This is a genomic window from Candidatus Synchoanobacter obligatus, assembly GCF_024259865.1.
Classification (GTDB): Bacteria; Pseudomonadota; Gammaproteobacteria; order Comchoanobacterales; family Comchoanobacteraceae; genus Synchoanobacter; species Synchoanobacter obligatus.
The window spans coordinates 417,156-433,681 of sequence record NZ_JAKUDN010000002.1 but is presented as its reverse complement, the minus strand read 5'-3'; the positions used below and the strand labels follow the sequence as shown (position 1 = coordinate 433,681).

Sequence of the window (16,526 nt, the reverse complement as noted above, 5' to 3'; positions counted from 1 at the left end):
ATGAATACTCAAGGTCATGCATTGCACTAAAGCTTTGCAATAAAGTCCTCTTTTTCTTTTTCATCATCCTTTTCTAACTGCCAGTATGCAAAAGCTTTAAACTGCTCCCCAAATAACCCAACAACCAGATTAACAGGAAACTGAAGTATTTTTGCATTAAAGCGCTCACTACTATCGTTATAAGACTGTTTGGAAAACGACAACTTATTCTCTGTACTAACAATCTCTTCCATTAATTGTATCACCGTTGTATTGGCCTTAAGATCTGGATATGCTTCCACCATCACATTCAGCCCTGGAATGATTTTTGATATCGCATTCTCTGCAGCAACACGATTCACCTGATCTCCACCTTCTACAGCACATTCTGCCTGTGACCTTAATGAAACCACGTCCTTCAATACGGTTTCTTCATAGCTCATATACTTACTCACCGCACTAATCAAACTTTGCAATACCTTCCAACGACGGTCTAATTGAACACCTATCATTTTGGAGTCATTAATCGCCGCTTCTCGCAAATTGACCAAGCTATTGTAAATATAGATAACATACGCTACCGATAAAACACTGATTCCTAATAAATACTCGAACATAGATATGCCTCGTTTATAAAACTCTTAATTCTGGCGAACCAGACTGGTCTTGATCGCCACTGTTCTCATCTTCTTCAGGACCAAACTCTAGTCCTTTACCATTTTCTGCAGCATAAATCGCTAAAATAGCAACCATCGGGAACCGTACTTGACACACATCATCACCAAATACAGCTTTAAACGACAACACATGGTCATCAACCAAAAAGTCTTTCACGGAATCTTGAGCAATATCCAGCATAATTTGCCCATCTTTAGCATAACCCTCAGGCACAACAGCACCCAAAATATCGGTACGCGCTAAAACCAATGGCGTACACTGACTATCAACAATCCATTGGTACATGGCTCTAAACAAATATGGCTTAGTAGACTTCATCGTCATAGTCTTCTCGGATGGAACACTCTTGATCTGTGAGACTCGCTTGAAAGGAATTTCTGCGGAAAATGCGCTTACAATACGCTTGTATAGCCACAGCATCTTCTGGAATATCAACACCATATTTTGGCAACCTCCACAACACAGGGGCAATTGAACAATCTACCAAAGAAAACTCTGAGCTTAAGAAATAATCCATTTCAGCAAAAACAGGCTCAAGCTTTAATAAGGAGTTCATAATCTTCTTTGCAAGTTTCTCTTTATCTGCACCAGGTTTTTCAATCTCGTCAATCAACGAGTACCAATCTTGCTCAATACGATAAATCATCAAACGTGACTTTGCTTTAGCAATGGGATAAACAGGCAATAATGGCGGATGAGGAAAACGCTCATCCAAATATTCCATAATAATGTTTGGATGATTCAATACCAAGTCTCGGTCCACCAATGCTGGCAAATTCCCATAAGGGTTTGCTTGCAAAAATGCTTCTGATGGATCACTTAAATCGACAACCTCAACAGAAGAGGACACCGCCTTTTCACATAAAACCAACCTGACCCTATGATTGTTAATACAATCTGGATGTGAATATAAAATCATAAATGATCCTGATGTCTCGATTAACGCTTAGAGTATTGCTCTTTCTTACGAGCCTTACGGAATCCATACTTCTTACGCTCAACAGCACGCGAATCACGGGTAAGCATCTTGTTTAATTTTAACAAAGCCTTAATAGGTCGTGTAGTCGCCACAACGTCATCACCAGTTGCTTCATCAGCTTCTTCAGATACCTCGACAGCATCAGCAGGCAATAACTTTAACTCATACAAACACAACGCACGAGCAATTGCCAAGCTAATAGCATCAGACTGACCTGTCAATCCTCCGCCTTTTACCACGACTCTTACATCAAAATTAGATGCCATTTCAACCAAGGTTAACGGCATAACTGAAACAGCTGGGTATGATGTGGTTGGTCCGAAATAATCTTTAATATCCTTACCATTAACCTCAACAGAACCTTTACCTTCTGCCATGTAGACTCTAGCAACAGCAGACTTACGTCTACCAACTGTATGAATTTTTTGAATCGTTTGTTTCTTACCTGCCATTTTAACTCTCTTCATTAATGTCTTTAGGTTGCTGTGCAGCATGCGTATGCTCGCTACCTTTAAATACTCTTAGCTTGGTCAGTAATTTTCTACCATGCGAATTCTTTGGCAACATGCGTTCAACAGCTTTCAATATGACTTCATCAGACTTTGTTTCTAAACGCTGCCCCACTGTTTCACTCTTAATACCACCCGGGTAGCCTGTATGCCAATAAAAATTCTTATCATCACGAGAAGGCTTTACCTTGTCAGAATTGATCACCACTATCCATGGTGCGATATCAACACCTGGCGTATACCTAGGATTGTCTTTACCCAACAATTTACTCGCCAACAACGTTGACAACCTACCGAGGCTTTTGCCCTCAGCGCTAACTAACAACCATTTAGACTCTACATCTTGCTTTTTTGCATGGTACGTCTTGAGATTACTCATATCTACACCCTTATTTTGTATCAAACACGATTTCATAATTACTGTATAATATACAACAGATAGATGAGTTACAAGATTTTTTTTAAAAAAATGCACTTTTTTTCCCAAAGCCACACCTCAGCCTTGATTCCCCATGCAATCACGAGTCCAATTTGGCACTCACATCAACAACGGATGCATCTAAATCACGCTTCACTTCAGACCATTCCTCTTCAACCCGCGCATGCCACTCTTGATGCGCTTGAGTAGGTTTAAAACCACTTATCTTAACATCCTTCTTCGTACTTACGTATGACCAACATGCAAGCTGCATGTGGCTTGAACCTGCCTCTATCTTAAATGCACGCCATCCTTGAGCATACAACGCATCGACAACTTCAACCACTGTCACCATCGCAGATTTTGTTAATGAGGCGCTCTGGTCAAACTTAGCTGTTACGGCATTACTCACTTCAGCCCACGCTCCCATGCCACCTTTAGCAGGGTGATGCACAAACTGCCCGCCTGACTCAGTCGAAAAGTTCGTTGGCTCTTGATCACCCCATGGCATAATAGCATCACCTGTAGGCTTATTCTTCGGTTTATTAGAAATCTTCAAATAGGGGTTCATATTATCCCAAGCCATCTTAGCTTCTTCAGATACCAACAACTGACTCCCGCTTTCTTTCAACTGGCTTTTTAAGGCCTCTAGATCTTTATCGATTTTAGCCACTATCTGACTCCTATATAACCTTACAATACAGTAGCATGATCATGAAAAAAATACTAGTAGGTCACCCACTGTTCGACAGGCACCCTGACCTTATTGTCTTGATGCCAAAACAAGGCAAACATTAATTGCTTCCCCTGAAGCCAATCAACAGATCCATGATACGGAATCTGGTCCACCACACAAGGCATCAATACCTTATCTTTTAAGCGATCACCCCAATGGCACATCGCCACACCACTCGCATCATCCGTGACATCAACCCAACAACAAACACTCCCTGATAGCATGGCTTGCTTCAACGCTTTGATCACCCGATCTTCTTCAGCACCCCATAATGAGGCAAAATAAATACCATACCAATCTGCCGGCTTTATTGATATGAATTGATCAACCCAATACTGCTTTGATGATGCCATAATATATTTCTTGTGCAAATCTTCTGGTAATATCTCCACAATATTTACCCGTCCTTCTGGAAAAAACAATGGCACACGATCACCCACTGCCTTGGCTATTTCTGAACAAAACTCGGCTTTCTTAGACCAAAACACCCCAACCCCCTATTGCACCCATCCTATATCATTTGTTACAGTAGTATCTCACGTTACGAGGACAATATGAAGACAACACTGCGCAAGATCTCAATCCACAACCCCAATACAACCCCGTCCCTACAACGCCTCATCACTCAAGACTTACATCAATGCACAACCCCCAAGCTCAGCACCATTTGTAATGCTTCTGGCAAAGTCTGTCTCATCTTCTGGGTCCAACACCACAATCAGCAAACTGATATTTGGATTGAACAGACAAACATACCTGAGCTCTTAAAAACAATTCAATTCTACGACCCTTTTCAGGAACTCACCCTACAACAGTCTGATCAGACCATATGGGCAGATACCCAACTTCAATTCAGCAACACCCCCATACCTGGCGATGATAGCTGGCCACTGTTTCTCATCCAACAAACCATACCAACCATAACAGCTGACATCAAAGGGCGTTACACACCTCAAATCCTAAATCTAATAGATGCGGTATCATTTCACAAAGGTTGTTTTATCGGTTATGAAGTCATTGCTCGCACTCAGTTTCGCGGCAGTAGCAAACGCATCATACAATACCAAACCCATCAAAGCCCTATCTCTAGCGCCATCAACTGTCATTTTGATGGCACCACCTACCACACATTAACCATTGAAAAGATTTAATTACTCTTCCAATGACTTATGACGTAATGTAGGGAATAAAATCACATCTCGAATAGTCGGTGTGTTGGTGAGAATCATCACCAAACGATCGATACCGATCCCCTGCCCTGCTGTTGGCGGCAAACCATATTCAAGCGCGCGAATATAATCCTCATCATAAGGCATTGCCTCATGATCACCCTTCTCTTTTTCAGCCATCTGCTGCGCAAATCGCTCCGCCTGATCCTCAGGATCATTTAACTCAGAAAAGCCATTGGCAATCTCTTGCCCGGCAATGAACAACTCAAAGCGATCTGTTAACGTATTATCATGATCACTCCGTCTGGCCAATGGTGATACAATCGCTGGATACTCCGTAATAAACACCGGCTGAATCAGCTTTTCTTCAACCGTATCCTCAAACAGCTGCAACTTCATCTGTGCCAATACTGAACCTTCTTTACACGAAATTTTATGAGTATTCAAATACGCCAATAGCCCAGACTCATCTGCCAATATCTCCGCTGTCAGCTGAGGATGGTGCTCCAGTATGGCCTCATCCATCGTCATTTCTGCAATGGGCTTAGAGAAGTCAATCTCATGATCCAGATACGTAACAATACCATTATCCGTTAGCTGCTCTGCAATAACCGAAAACAATGCATTGGTTAATGCCATCAGGTCTTTATAATCGGCATAAGCCTGATAAAACTCAATCATGGTGAACTCAGGATTATGCCGAGTTGAAATCCCCTCATTGCGGAAATTACGGTTAATTTCATAAACCCGTTCAAAGCCCCCAACCACCAAACGTTTTAAATACAACTCTGGCGCTACCCGCAAATATAGATCCATATCCAAGGTATTGTGATGCGTGACAAAAGGTCTGGCCACCGCACCACCTGCAATGGGATGCATCATCGGCGTTTCCACTTCTAAAAACTCACGCTGATCAAAAAAGTCTCTCAAAAGCTTCATTAACCTGGATCGCTTGACAAACACTTCTTTTGAATCTTGGTTCACCATCAAATCTACATACCGCTGCCTGTAACGGGTTTCTTGATCCTGCAGTCCATGAAACTTATCAGGAAGTGGCCGTAACGATTTAACCAACACCGCTGTCGCTGAGGCCCATACCGTCAACTCTCCCAACTTGGTTCGAAAGACATGACCCTGAACCCAAACAATATCACCCAGATCCCAAGATTTTGCTTGCTCAAAAACCTCAGCCCCCAAATCATTGGCACGTAAATACACTTGAATCTGACCTGATCGATCTTGCAAAGTTAAAAACGCAGCTTTCCCCATATACCTTGCTGTCATAATACGACCAGCGATATAATGTTGCGTATCATCCAGATCCTCGGCATAACGCTCCTGTAACGCTACTGCAGTGATACTTGGCTTTTTATCATTAGGAAAACACCAACCTTCCCCTCTTAATGCACCCAATTTGTCTTTTCTGACTTCATGCTGGTCTTGCGTTGCCATCACTACTCCTATTCACTATTCTTTGCTTGTTGCTGTAAGCTTGCTCTAATAAACACATCAAGCTCACCATCCAATACTGTTTGTGGTGTACTCACCTCAACACCCGTCCTTAAATCTTTAATTCTTGATTGATCCAGTACATAAGACCGAATTTGCTGGCCCCACGTAATATCATCTTTAGACTCCTCTAGTGCCTGCTTCTCTTCATTCTGTTCTGCCAACGCCAACTGATGCAACTTTGCCTGTAACTGCTTCAGTGCACTGGCTTTATTTTTATGCTGGGAACGCTCTGCTTGACATTGCACCACAACACCTGTGGGCGTGTGGGTAATCCGAACAGCCGAGTCTGTTGTATTCACATGCTGACCACCCGCACCACTGGCTCGATACGTATCAACCCTCAAATCTGCAGGATTGATATCTATTGCCACATCATCACTGACTTCAGGATAAATAAACACGGATGCAAAAGACGTATGACGACGGTTACCGCTATCAAACGGTGATTTCCTCACCAATCTATGCACCCCTGACTCAGTTTTCAACCAACCAAAGGCATAAGGACCAGATACTTTTAACGTTACATTCCGCACACCCGCCACGTCACCGGACATCATTTGAGTCACTGAGACCGAAAAACCATGAGCTTCAGCCCAACGTGTGTACATTCGCATTAACATTTGAGCCCAATCCTGCGCCTCCGTACCACCAGAACCTGCTTGAATATCCACATAGGCATAACTTTGATCGTGCTTCCCTGTAAAGAATCGTTGCATTTCAATGTCTGAAACAGATGCCTCTAACTTTTTAACATCAGCAATCAATGCTGCCAAAAGCTCAGGATCATCTTCTTCCAGTGTTAACGCATACAGTTCATGCGCATCTTGGATTGCACCATCTAAACCATCAAGGCCTTCTAAAAACTGGGTGATTTGCTTGTGGCGTTGAGACGCTGCTTTGACTTTATCTGGATCCTTCCATGCTTCAGGATCATTGAGTGCGACTTGTGCTTTCTGACGTTCTTTGGACATTGCGTCTAAGTCAAAGATACCCCCGGATTTCCTTTAGGACTTTTTCAGACCCCCGGATTTTATCAATTATCTCACTCATTTTCATAGTCATCTCAAGAATTGTGTTGGGTCGTGCGCGATTCGAACGCGCGACCAGCGGATTAAAAGTCCGATGCTCTACCGGCTGAGCTAACGACCCAATTCAAAAGAATCATACTGATTAATTTCGCAAAGATCAAATTATTTTGAAAATTTCTACCTATTTTTTTAAATTATTATACACTAATACTATGAACAAGCGTAAAACACAGTTTTACTTAAGGATATTGCTTGCTACTTTTTTAGCCAGTATGGTATATGCTACCCCCAAAATCCTTCAAGTAACCATTAACCAAGCCATCACCCCGCCTGCTTTTGAGTATCTGGCCTCAGGCTTAGAAGCAGCCAACAATGAAGGGTACGATGCAGTTATCTTACAATTGGATACCCCTGGCGGCTTGTATACAACAACCCGTTCCTTTGGACAAGCCATCCTCGCATCCCCCGTTCCTGTCATTACTTATGTCAGCCCTCAAGGAGCACGTGCTGCCAGTGCTGGAACCTTTATTCTTTATGCATCCCATCTGGCCGCCATGGCTCCTGGCACCCACCTTGGTTCTGCAACACCCGTATCACTTGGGCCCAATAATGAAAAGAAAGATGACGCTGTAACCAATAAGATCATGGAAGACTCCACTGCCTATATCCGTTCCTTAGCACAATACCATGACCGTAATGAAGACTTTGCCATCGATGCCGTGAGCACTGCAGTCAGCCTAACAGCCCAAGAAGCACTCTCTGCCGATGCTATAGAAATCATTGCCTCAGATGCCACCGATTTATTACAGCAAGCTCACAACAAACGTGTTCGTATGCAAAACGGCTTTCTGACCTTAAACTTAAAAGACGCAAAAGTCATCAATCACGCCCCGACATTGAAACAACGGATTTTATTTGCCATTACTGATCCTAACATTACCTACCTACTCTTAATGGCAGGGATTTATGGCTTAATGATTGAATTATTCAACCCAGGAAGTCTGATCCCTGGTGTTATTGGGGCTGTCTGCCTATTAATTGCTGCCTATAGCTTACAAATCCTCCCCATTAATTATGCCGGTCTTGGCTTAATCCTATTGGGCACAGGGTTCTTGGTAGCGGAATCTTTTATCCCAAGCTTTGGCATACTTGGTTTTGCAGGTGTCATCGCCCTTGCTGTCGGTAGCTTCTTCCTCTTTGATGGGATCCACTGGGCCATGCCCTCTGTGTGGGTCATACTGTCTATTGTAGCAGCCCTTTCCATAGGGTTACTCACCTTAATCAAAATCAACTTACGCACCTATCGACGAGCACCGGTATCTGGCTCAGAGCGCCTTATTGGACAAACTGCGATTGTCACAGAAGTCCATGAGCACGATTACGCCATTCGTGTCGACGGTGAAGTTTGGAGCGCTATTAGCGAGACCTCCGTTCGGCTTCATCAATACGTTATTGTAACACACATTCACGGTGTTGTTGCAACCATTCAACCCTCAGGAGAATAACATGTCAGAACTGACCATCTTAAGTATTTTAATCTTGTTGTTTATTACCTTTCTCTTCCTGTCCTCTTTTATCAAGATTTTAAAAGAATACGAAAGAGGTGTTGTCTTTATGTTAGGACGCTTCTACCGCGTTAAAGGCCCTGGTCTGGTGATATTGATTCCATTCATCCAAACCATGACCCGAATAGAACTCCGTACTTTGGTCATGGATGTCCCAACCCAAGATGTGATTAGCAAAGACAATATTTCAACCAAAGTGAATGCGGTTGTTTACTTCAAAGTCATTGACCCAGAGAAAGCCATTATCCAGGTTGCTAACTTCATTGAAGCTACTGGACAGTTAGCACAAACAACCCTAAGATCGGTCCTTGGTGAGCATGAACTGGATGAAATGCTAAGCCAACGTGAACAACTCAATACTCGCTTGAGAAAGATCTTGGATGAACAAACCGACTGTTGGGGTATTAAAGTCACTCAAGTAGAAATTAAGGATGTAGACATTGACGAGTCCATGCGACGTGCCATCGCGAAACAAGCAGAAGCAGAAAGAGACCGACGTGCAAAAGTCATCCACGCCGATGGTGAACTACAAGCCTCTACCAAACTAAGTGAAGCTGCCGATATTCTTGCAAAATCACCTGGTGCCATTCAACTGCGTTACCTTGATACACTATCCAACATCAGTTCTGATAAAAGTCATACCATTGTCTTCCCTATTGATATCTTGACAAAACTTCTTGATAAAAATACTGGAGAAACTTCATGACCGTCATGAAATACTCACTGGCTGGTTTGCTCTCCTGGTCTATCGCAGCTGTACCTACCTTGGCTCCAGAGTCTGCTACAGAAGCCCCTCATACGAAAACGCTATCTATTGATTTTGAAGAAATAGCGTCCCTTCATGTCGCTGGTGGCTACACTGTCTCTATCTCTGAAGGTGCTCCCAATGTAAGCCTCACTGGCACAGAACAGGCCTTGAAACAGATCAACATTACTCACGAGGACAACATCTTATCGTTAAGCCCCCTAAAATCTCAGCAGGGATTTTTCACCAAACTTTTCAACCTACGAGATGAAGATTCTGCTCAATACCGATTAACCATAAATATTACCCTGCCAAAACTGGAAGCACTACAGCTTGATAATAGCAGTGATGCCATCATCAATAGCGACCTGGGTGTTAACAAGCTCTCTATTTCAGGCAGTAGCAGTGTTAAGTTCACGCAACCCCAAACGACGAGAACCATGAAATTGGAAACCTTTGGCACATCAACCCTCAATGCCATTGAATTAAAAGCCAATACCATACTGTTAGACCTACACGACAGCTCAACAGTCACCATTGACACACTCAATTTACGTCAGTCGATAAAAATTGACCAAAGTAGTGACTCTAAGCTCTTTTTAAAGCAAGCTTATGGTGAAAACTTGGTCTTACAAGGGTCCAGCAACTCCAAACAAACCATTGGCAAGCTTGGTTTTGACTTAGCCTTCTTTGACCTATTTCTAAATAACCAATGTACCATAGACAGCTTTAAAGCCGATTCACTCAATTTCAAACTCAGAGGCAACAGTCGGCTGGTCATTCAAGATGGTTTTGCCAAGTCCACCAAGGGTATCACCTCTGGACTGGCCAAATATCACTTCAAAGCCTTTAAACCAGGTAAGACCCAGATTCAAGCACTATGAAAGTTGTCAGTATGAACTTAAACGGCATTCGTTCTGCCGTTCGTAAAGATTTTAAAGCTTGGGTTAAAGAACATGATCCAGACTTTATTGCTGTTCAAGAGACCAAAGCTCAGATCAACACCCTAGACCCTGAAATTGTTCAATTTGATGGTTACACCTCAGCATTTTCTTGCGCTGAAAAAAAAGGTTATAGCGGCGTTGGCATCTATGCCAAAAAAGCCCCTTTAACCATCCACCGTACAACTGGATTGGATTGGGCAGATCGTGAAGGCCGCTACATCGCCTTTGAGTATGAAAACTTCATGATTGTCTCCCTCTATCTCCCCTCAGGATCTAGCGGTGACGCTCGGCAAGCCTTAAAATACCAAATGCTGGATCATTTTTATCAACACCAGCTGCAAGAATATTTAACCCTTAACAAACCTGTGATAATTTGTGGCGACTGGAACATCGCTCATAAAACCATTGATATTAAAAACGCCAAAGCCAATGAGAAAAACTCCGGTTTTCTCCCTGAAGAACGCGCTTGGTTAGACCAGGTATTAGAATTGGGATACCTTGATGCATTTCGTGAAGTCTGTGACCTACCACATCAATATACATGGTGGTCTTTTAGAGGAAAAGCCAGGGAGAATAACGTAGGATGGCGTATTGACTATCAAATCACCACCCCCGATCTCAAAGATAAGATCCTATCCAGTCAGATATTCCCCTCGCCACGCTATTCAGATCATGCGCCATTACTCGTTGAGTACCAGAGCTTGTAGTCATCTAAAGATGCTGACCAAACATTTTTGAGCACAAAGCATGTATACCCGATTAAGACACTACCATCCTTGAGAAAAAAATGTTAGGATCTTTGAAAACCACACTCTCATCTTATGTCGATTAACTGGCCACATTCTTCTCAGAAAACCTTATGTATCCTTGCACCATTGGTTGCATTGTTTGCCCTTGGTTTAGACTTTTACATCCCATTGGTACCTGAGCTCGGTCAATTATTTCAGACATCTGAAGAAGTGATGCAGCTGACCTTATCAGGCTTTATGTTCTCTTGTGCCATTTCTCAAATTATTGCTGGGCCTTTGTGTGACAAATATGGCAGACGTCCTGTTGCCATCAGCAGTCTCATGATCTTTTTATTGGGCAGTATTACAGGTGCTTTTGCCGGAAACTTCCGTATCCTGTTAATTGCCAGACTGTTACAAGCTTTTGGTGCTTCAGGTACCTTTCTTTGCGCCTATAGTACTGTGAGAGATTGCTACCCCAATACCCAAGACAGTGCCAAAATGTATAGCTATATCAATGTTTGTATTTCACAATCACCTATTTTTGCCCCGAGCATTGGTGGCTATATCGCACAGATTTCCTCTTGGCCTATGGTGTTTCTATCACTGGGTATCATTGGTTTGGTCACCCTCATCTCCACCTTTTTTCTCTATCATGAAACGGTACCCCACAAACACCCCGTTCATCTAAAACATTTAAAGTATGCATACAAAGCCGTGCTCACCAACACTCATTTTTTGGTATACTCTCTGGCTGCAGCAACTGGGATGGGTAGCTTCTTTATGTTTTTCTCTCAATCTCCTTATATTATTATGACACTGCTACAATATGACAAAACTTTGTATGGTATCTTCTTTGGTATCGTAGGCTTCAGCTTCTTTACCTCCAGCCTTACAACCAACAAGATCTGTCGTAGGCTTGGACCTCATTATACCGTAGAACTAGGCTGCTTCCTGATGGCGTCAGGGGGGCTGGCATTGATTGTGCTACAGCAACTATTTGCTATTACCATTATCGGCTTTATCATACCCATGGTTTTTGTCGTGGCTGGGGCAGCCCTTACCATTGGTGCAGGACTGGCTGGAACCATGCAGCCTTTTGGCAAAATAGCCGGCGTGGCTTTCTCTGCTGTAGGCTGTGTGAAGTTCTTCTTATCATCGCTACTTGGAATGCTTTTGATGCAACTGCCAATCACCCCACAGTCACTGGGTTATGTTATTCTGTTCTTATCAGGAACCGCTTCTTTTTGTTGCTACTTTTTTAGAAACACCCTACTGGATAAAGGGACAGTCGTTCAAATTACCCCAACTGAATGGGACTAAAATATATTGAGTGCCAATTTGGCTGTTTGAGACAAACGGGTTTTATCCCAAGGAGGATCAAAAACCAGTTCAATCTTCACTTGATCCACACCTGGTATCATATGGAGCTTACGTTTTACCTCTTCTACAATGAATGGTCCCATACCACAGGTAGGTGATGTGAGTGTCATGGCAATATGCATACTGCTCTCTAAGACATCGATATGATAAATCAATCCTAGATCGTAAACATTTACTGGTAACTCTGGGTCATAACAGGTCTTTATCTGCCGGATGGCTTTTTCTTCAACACCAAGCGAACTGTCCTGCAAAAAGGCATAGGCTGCTTCATTGGACTCAAGACCCAAAGCATCTCGATTCTCACCACCGATCATGACCAATTGTCCAAAGACTTCTACGGAAAAGTTATCACCCAATGCTTGGGTTACTCGAACAGGAGTACCTGCTTTAAGCTCCAATACTTGACCACTGGGCACCAAGATTGTTTGGACATCCCGCTCAATGATAATGGTTTTTCCTGTTAGACTCATATCTCACCCATAAAAAAGCTTTCACCACAGCCACAGTGTAGTGTGGCATTCGGATGCTGATACACCACCTTTGACTGACCCAGATCATCGTGTTGCATATAATCGATTTTAGTACCCTCTACAAGCTTTATATCCTCAGGCAGCATAAATACAACCAACCGACCAAATCTCATTATTTGGCCGCCCTCAGGGGCCTGAGTAACCACACTGGGGATAAACTGCCAGCCCATACAGCCAACTTGTTTGAACACCAAATGGATACCCTGACCCTGCTGCGCCATAACAAGGCTATGCCAAAAGTCTCGTGCAGCTTGAGTCATCTGAATCGGATATGATGCAATTTGAATCGCTTCTTTGGCTGCATGCCAGACAAATGTCGCACACTTCACCCGCATAGGATACTGAGATACACCAGAAAAAACCTGAAGCTTTGCCGGGATATCCACGTCACTACCATCTTTCAGCATCTTTAAATATTGTCCCATCACCTCATGAAACGTCTCAACACTTTGACCCTTCATGGTGGCCACCAACACCGATGCTGCTGCAATAGAAATACTACAACCACTCACATCGTATGACATCTCTTCAATGATCCCATCCTTCAGTGTTACACACATATGTATCTTATCGCCACAAGACGGGTTGTTGGCTTTGCAACAATCTCCTTTGGGATTGTCCGTCTTACCACAAGGGTTTTTACTATGATCTAAAATCATTTGTTGATATAAAAAGTGACTCATTGTCCCATAACCTGTTTAATTGTTTTTATCCCCGAGACAAAACGCTCGACATCACGTTCTTGATTATAAATCCCCAGTGATACCCGGGTTAATGCATGCACATCAAGATACGACATCAATGGCATACAACAATGATGACCTGCACGAACCATCACGTGGTTGTCTGATAAAATGGTTGCCACATCATGGGCATGAACCCCTGGATACCCAAAGGAGTATACCATATGCTGACTGGGTCCATATGACTGTAAACCCAATGGCTTGACTTGCTCTAAAAAATACTGCCATAAGCGTTGCTCATGCGCCATAATATGGTCAAAACCTATCTGGTTAATATATTGACAAGCACGTCCAAATCCGATGGCACCTGCAATGTTGGGTGTTCCAGGCTCCAAAGCCACCAAGCCCTGCTGAAAGGTGGCATGATCATAAGTCACCTCATCAACAATACCACCTCCGGTATAATGCGGCTGCATCAAGTGATGATACCGTGTATCTACATACAATGCCCCAATACCTGTGGGACCATACATTTTATGAGCAGACCATACATAAAACCCACACCCCAATGCTTTCACATCCACCGACTCATGCGATACCATTTGTGTGCCATCAACCAATACCGGCACACCAAAAGATGAAAACTTCCGGATATCATGTTTAAGACCCAAAACATTTGAAGCATGAGTAATGGCTATCAAAGCCACAGGAAGTGTTGCCAGCTGCTTTTTAAATCCTTCCCAATCAACCTCAAAGTCATCGTTTATTGGGATATAAGCAATCTGGCAATTCTTTCCCTTAGCCAAACGCTGCCAAGGAATTAAATTGGCATGATGCTCAAAACGGCTTAACAAGATCACCTGACCAGGAGTAAGCATATGTTTCACAATACTGTATGCAGCAAGATTAATGGCCTCCGTTGCACCTGAGGTAAAAACCACTTCACTCGCATCCGCACCAATAAAGCTTGCCACTTGTAAACGTGCGTTTTCATAAGCGATGGTTGCATCAGCACTCCACCGATACACGCCTCTATTCACATTAGAGCGATACTTCTGATAATAACCGGTCACTGCATCGAGAACACAGTCTGGCGTTAAACTGGATGCTGCATGATCAAGATATGAGACATCTTGCTCACGTAAAATTTGAAAGTCAGCGTATCTACTCATCCAAAAGCCCTATTGCTTTTTTGATTTGTAACGCCAATCGATCACCTTCTGGATACCCTTTGAAACAGGTATCCACATAGCCTTCTAAATATAATTGGGTGGCTTGCTGGCGGTCTAAGCCTCGGCTATTCATATAAAACAATAAATCATCATCAATCATTCGAGAAACCGCCCCGTGTTGACAATCCACATCATCCACCGAGATATTCAATGCCGGTTTTGAAAAAGCTTTTGCATCCTCAGACAACAATAAGTGCCTAATGTTTTGCCGCGTGGTGACCTTTGGCGCTTTTGGCACAACATCCACTGTACTATAAACATCCGCTTTAGCACCTTGATCTAGAATGGTATTCACACGATGTATGCTCCGTGTATTGGCCGCATGTTGCTTTAATAGAGTATGGTCACTCACAAACCCTTGACTTTTTACAGCGACCATTCCTTGAACCATCACCTGACTATCTGATGCCAAAGCATGAAAACATTGTGAACGCCGATAAACATCCTGCCCACTAATGGCAAAAAACTGTTGATAAGAAGCCCCTTCCTCAACCCATACCTGGATATGATCACACATCTGTCCAGCTGGTTTTAACGCAGCATAATGCTGTAGACTCGCACCTTTTTTCACCACAATATCCAGATTTCGTGCACTATCCTGAAGCTGCATGGTCTCATGCAGTACACAATACTGCCCTGCTTCAACCACCAATAAATATCGTGCTGCACACCCGACATCACTGCTATCCTGCCAATGATATGTTCCCGAGGTTAAAGTCACCGTCATAGTGTAAGGAAACTGTGATATCTCATGATACAAAAACTCACCTGGCCACACGGATGAATGCACATACTCTACTGACTGTAAGCCCACGATCGTCTCTTTAACGTGCCCATTATAGGTTACCAATGTCTTACCGGAAACAATAGGTTGTGCCCTGCACTGCTGATAACAAAAAGACATGACTGGCATCCGGCGCCAGGACTCTTCCTGAACAGCCACAGCAGCGACATCCTTGAAGTCTATTCTATTTCTTGTAACCACTGATACCCCTCTGATTCTAACTTTTCAACCAATGACTTATCAGATGATTTTACAATGGCACCATTCATTAAAACATGAATACTGTCTGGCTGTACATAGCGCAATAAACGCTGGTAATGGGTAATCAACACAATTGAACGTTGCTCTGACTTCAAAGAATTAATGGCGTTTGCCACCAGTTGCATGGAGTCAATATCCAACCCAGAATCCGTCTCATCCAATACCATAAAATCGGGTTCTAACAGTAACATCTGCAATATATCATTACGTTTTCTTTCTCCCCCAGAAAAATCATCATTCAAAGACCGTTCCCAAAACTTTGCATCCAAGCCGACCAATGCAGCCTTTTCTTCAACCAATGCCATAAAATCAGATGCATCAAGTGGCTCTAGCCCTTCACGTTTCCGTTTCGCATTCAAGATTGTTTTCATAAAAAACAAATTATTCACACCAGGAATGGCCACAGGATTCTGAAACGCCACGAACAGTCCCTTCTCTGCCCTTTCATAGGCTTCTAATGCCAATAAATCAGATCCCTTGAAATCAACCACTCCAGAAACTTGATAATCTTGATGGCCTGCCAAAGCATTGGCTAGCGTACTTTTACCAGAACCATTCGGGCCCATAATAGCAGTCACATGTCCTAAGGGTATCGACAATGAAAAGTTTTGTAATATTTTCTTATCTGATGCGCTGACACACAAATTCTTAATATCTATCATA

General features: G+C 43.0%; 20 protein-coding genes and 1 tRNA gene. 6 read left to right on the top strand and 15 right to left on the bottom strand.

Translation table 11 applies throughout. The features are described 5' to 3' along the window. Positions 1-26: 26 nt before the first annotated feature. From MKS91_RS03900 to MKS91_RS03870, 7 genes are all read right to left on the bottom strand, one after another. Entirely contained in the window at positions 27-596 is a 570-nt protein-coding gene (locus MKS91_RS03900; protein WP_258569535.1) for a LemA family protein, read from the bottom strand. 13 nt (positions 597-609) lie between these two features. Further along, positions 610-981 (bottom strand): stringent starvation protein B, encoded by a 372-nt coding sequence (locus MKS91_RS03895; RefSeq protein WP_258569534.1) that lies wholly within the window; start codon positions 979-981, stop codon positions 610-612. After that, positions 962-1,576 (bottom strand): glutathione S-transferase N-terminal domain-containing protein, encoded by a 615-nt coding sequence (locus MKS91_RS03890; RefSeq protein WP_258569533.1) that lies wholly within the window; start codon positions 1,574-1,576, stop codon positions 962-964. The genes MKS91_RS03895 and MKS91_RS03890 overlap by 20 nt, the downstream gene beginning before the upstream one ends. Before the next feature lie 20 nt (positions 1,577-1,596). Beyond that, complete coding sequence (gene rpsI / locus MKS91_RS03885) at positions 1,597-2,067, bottom strand: 30S ribosomal protein S9 (protein ID WP_258569786.1); 471 nt, start codon at positions 2,065-2,067, stop codon at positions 1,597-1,599. A 22-nt stretch (positions 2,068-2,089) separates the two neighbouring features. Then, positions 2,090-2,524: a 50S ribosomal protein L13 gene (gene rplM / locus MKS91_RS03880; RefSeq protein WP_258569532.1), complete on the bottom strand. Its 435-nt coding sequence runs from the start codon at positions 2,522-2,524 to the stop codon at positions 2,090-2,092. A 139-nt stretch (positions 2,525-2,663) separates the two neighbouring features. Then, positions 2,664-3,236, bottom strand: a complete 573-nt coding sequence (locus tag MKS91_RS03875) for a hypothetical protein (protein WP_258569531.1) — start codon at positions 3,234-3,236, stop codon at positions 2,664-2,666. A 53-nt stretch (positions 3,237-3,289) separates the two neighbouring features. Further along, positions 3,290-3,787 (bottom strand): hypothetical protein, encoded by a 498-nt coding sequence (locus MKS91_RS03870; RefSeq protein ID WP_258569530.1) that lies wholly within the window; start codon positions 3,785-3,787, stop codon positions 3,290-3,292. A 66-nt stretch (positions 3,788-3,853) separates the two neighbouring features. On the opposite strand from MKS91_RS03870, the gene MKS91_RS03865 reads away from it, so the two are divergent. After that, entirely contained in the window at positions 3,854-4,450 is a 597-nt protein-coding gene (locus tag MKS91_RS03865) for a folate-binding protein YgfZ (protein WP_258569529.1), read from the top strand. Here MKS91_RS03865 and lysS read toward each other — a convergent pair whose 3' ends face one another. The 3 genes from lysS to MKS91_RS03850 form a co-directional block, all read right to left on the bottom strand. After that, positions 4,451-5,920, bottom strand: a complete 1,470-nt coding sequence (gene lysS / locus MKS91_RS03860; RefSeq protein WP_258569528.1) for a lysine--tRNA ligase — start codon at positions 5,918-5,920, stop codon at positions 4,451-4,453. It abuts the gene before it with no gap. A gap of 8 nt (positions 5,921-5,928) precedes the next feature. Beyond that, positions 5,929-7,036, bottom strand: a protein-coding gene (gene prfB / locus MKS91_RS03855) for a peptide chain release factor 2 (protein ID WP_258569527.1) whose coding sequence is annotated in 2 segments (ribosomal slippage) — positions 5,929-6,963 and positions 6,965-7,036 — 1,107 coding nt in all. Because the reading frame shifts where the segments join, the coding sequence is not laid out codon by codon here. A 20-nt stretch (positions 7,037-7,056) separates the two neighbouring features. Next, a tRNA-Lys gene (locus MKS91_RS03850) sits at positions 7,057-7,129 on the bottom strand. 91 nt (positions 7,130-7,220) lie between these two features. Between MKS91_RS03850 and MKS91_RS03845 the strand changes: the two genes are divergently transcribed. The 5 genes from MKS91_RS03845 to MKS91_RS03825 all read left to right on the top strand — a co-directional run bounded on the left by MKS91_RS03845 (position 7,221) and on the right by MKS91_RS03825 (position 12,313). Next, positions 7,221-8,513, top strand: coding sequence for an NfeD family protein (locus tag MKS91_RS03845; RefSeq protein ID WP_258569526.1), 1,293 nt, complete (start codon positions 7,221-7,223; stop codon positions 8,511-8,513). 1 nt (position 8,514) lies between these two features. Next, entirely contained in the window at positions 8,515-9,279 is a 765-nt protein-coding gene (locus MKS91_RS03840; RefSeq protein ID WP_258569525.1) for a slipin family protein, read from the top strand. After that, positions 9,276-10,202, top strand: coding sequence for a DUF2807 domain-containing protein (locus MKS91_RS03835; protein WP_258569524.1), 927 nt, complete (start codon positions 9,276-9,278; stop codon positions 10,200-10,202). Before MKS91_RS03840 ends, MKS91_RS03835 begins: the two co-directional genes overlap by 4 nt. Beyond that, positions 10,199-10,969, top strand: a complete 771-nt coding sequence (locus MKS91_RS03830) for an exodeoxyribonuclease III (protein WP_258569523.1) — start codon at positions 10,199-10,201, stop codon at positions 10,967-10,969. Before MKS91_RS03835 ends, MKS91_RS03830 begins: the two co-directional genes overlap by 4 nt. A gap of 114 nt (positions 10,970-11,083) precedes the next feature. After that, complete coding sequence (locus MKS91_RS03825; RefSeq protein WP_258569522.1) at positions 11,084-12,313, top strand: multidrug effflux MFS transporter; 1,230 nt, start codon at positions 11,084-11,086, stop codon at positions 12,311-12,313. On the opposite strand, the gene MKS91_RS03820 is transcribed toward MKS91_RS03825, so the two are convergent. Genes MKS91_RS03820 through sufC form a run of 5 tightly spaced genes read right to left on the bottom strand, consistent with a single transcriptional unit; the run spans position 12,310 to position 16,525 of the window. Next, positions 12,310-12,843, bottom strand: a complete 534-nt coding sequence (locus MKS91_RS03820) for an iron-sulfur cluster assembly protein (RefSeq protein WP_258569521.1) — start codon at positions 12,841-12,843, stop codon at positions 12,310-12,312. The genes MKS91_RS03825 and MKS91_RS03820 overlap by 4 nt on opposite strands. Then, positions 12,840-13,586 carry a Fe-S cluster assembly sulfur transfer protein SufU gene (sufU, locus tag MKS91_RS03815; RefSeq protein ID WP_258569520.1) on the bottom strand — a complete coding sequence of 249 codons (747 nt, stop codon included), beginning with the start codon at positions 13,584-13,586 and terminating at the stop codon, positions 12,840-12,842. The genes MKS91_RS03820 and sufU overlap by 4 nt, the downstream gene beginning before the upstream one ends. Next, positions 13,583-14,758 carry an aminotransferase class V-fold PLP-dependent enzyme gene (locus MKS91_RS03810; RefSeq protein ID WP_258569519.1) on the bottom strand — a complete coding sequence of 392 codons (1,176 nt, stop codon included), beginning with the start codon at positions 14,756-14,758 and terminating at the stop codon, positions 13,583-13,585. The genes sufU and MKS91_RS03810 overlap by 4 nt, the downstream gene beginning before the upstream one ends. Next, positions 14,751-15,803, bottom strand: a complete 1,053-nt coding sequence (locus MKS91_RS03805) for a SufD family Fe-S cluster assembly protein (RefSeq protein WP_258569518.1) — start codon at positions 15,801-15,803, stop codon at positions 14,751-14,753. The genes MKS91_RS03810 and MKS91_RS03805 overlap by 8 nt, the downstream gene beginning before the upstream one ends. Then, a complete protein-coding gene (sufC, locus tag MKS91_RS03800; RefSeq protein WP_258569517.1) occupies positions 15,782-16,525 on the bottom strand; it encodes a Fe-S cluster assembly ATPase SufC in 744 nt (247 codons plus the stop codon). The genes MKS91_RS03805 and sufC overlap by 22 nt, the downstream gene beginning before the upstream one ends. Position 16,526: the final 1 nt, after the last annotated feature.

What these genes read in the sequence shown, in the direction of transcription:
- MKS91_RS03900 (WP_258569535.1), bottom strand. Translation starts at nt 596, where the DNA reads ATGTTCGAGTATTTATTAGGAATCAGTGTTTTATCGGTAGCGTATGTT.
- MKS91_RS03895 (WP_258569534.1), bottom strand. Translation starts at nt 981, where the DNA reads ATGACGATGAAGTCTACTAAGCCATATTTGTTTAGAGCCATGTACCAA.
- MKS91_RS03890 (WP_258569533.1), bottom strand. Translation starts at nt 1,576, where the DNA reads ATGATTTTATATTCACATCCAGATTGTATTAACAATCATAGGGTCAGG.
- rplM (WP_258569532.1), bottom strand. Translation starts at nt 2,524, where the DNA reads ATGAGTAATCTCAAGACGTACCATGCAAAAAAGCAAGATGTAGAGTCT.
- MKS91_RS03865 (WP_258569529.1), top strand. Translation starts at nt 3,854, where the DNA reads ATGAAGACAACACTGCGCAAGATCTCAATCCACAACCCCAATACAACC.
- lysS (WP_258569528.1), bottom strand. Translation starts at nt 5,920, where the DNA reads ATGGCAACGCAAGACCAGCATGAAGTCAGAAAAGACAAATTGGGTGCA.
- MKS91_RS03845 (WP_258569526.1), top strand. Translation starts at nt 7,221, where the DNA reads ATGAACAAGCGTAAAACACAGTTTTACTTAAGGATATTGCTTGCTACT.
- MKS91_RS03840 (WP_258569525.1), top strand. Translation starts at nt 8,515, where the DNA reads ATGTCAGAACTGACCATCTTAAGTATTTTAATCTTGTTGTTTATTACC.
- MKS91_RS03835 (WP_258569524.1), top strand. Translation starts at nt 9,276, where the DNA reads ATGACCGTCATGAAATACTCACTGGCTGGTTTGCTCTCCTGGTCTATC.
- MKS91_RS03830 (WP_258569523.1), top strand. Translation starts at nt 10,199, where the DNA reads ATGAAAGTTGTCAGTATGAACTTAAACGGCATTCGTTCTGCCGTTCGT.
- MKS91_RS03825 (WP_258569522.1), top strand. Translation starts at nt 11,084, where the DNA reads ATGTCGATTAACTGGCCACATTCTTCTCAGAAAACCTTATGTATCCTT.
- MKS91_RS03820 (WP_258569521.1), bottom strand. Translation starts at nt 12,843, where the DNA reads ATGAGTCTAACAGGAAAAACCATTATCATTGAGCGGGATGTCCAAACA.
- sufU (WP_258569520.1), bottom strand. Translation starts at nt 13,586, where the DNA reads ATGAGTCACTTTTTATATCAACAAATGATTTTAGATCATAGTAAAAAC.
- MKS91_RS03810 (WP_258569519.1), bottom strand. Translation starts at nt 14,758, where the DNA reads ATGAGTAGATACGCTGACTTTCAAATTTTACGTGAGCAAGATGTCTCA.
- sufC (WP_258569517.1), bottom strand. Translation starts at nt 16,525, where the DNA reads ATGATAGATATTAAGAATTTGTGTGTCAGCGCATCAGATAAGAAAATA.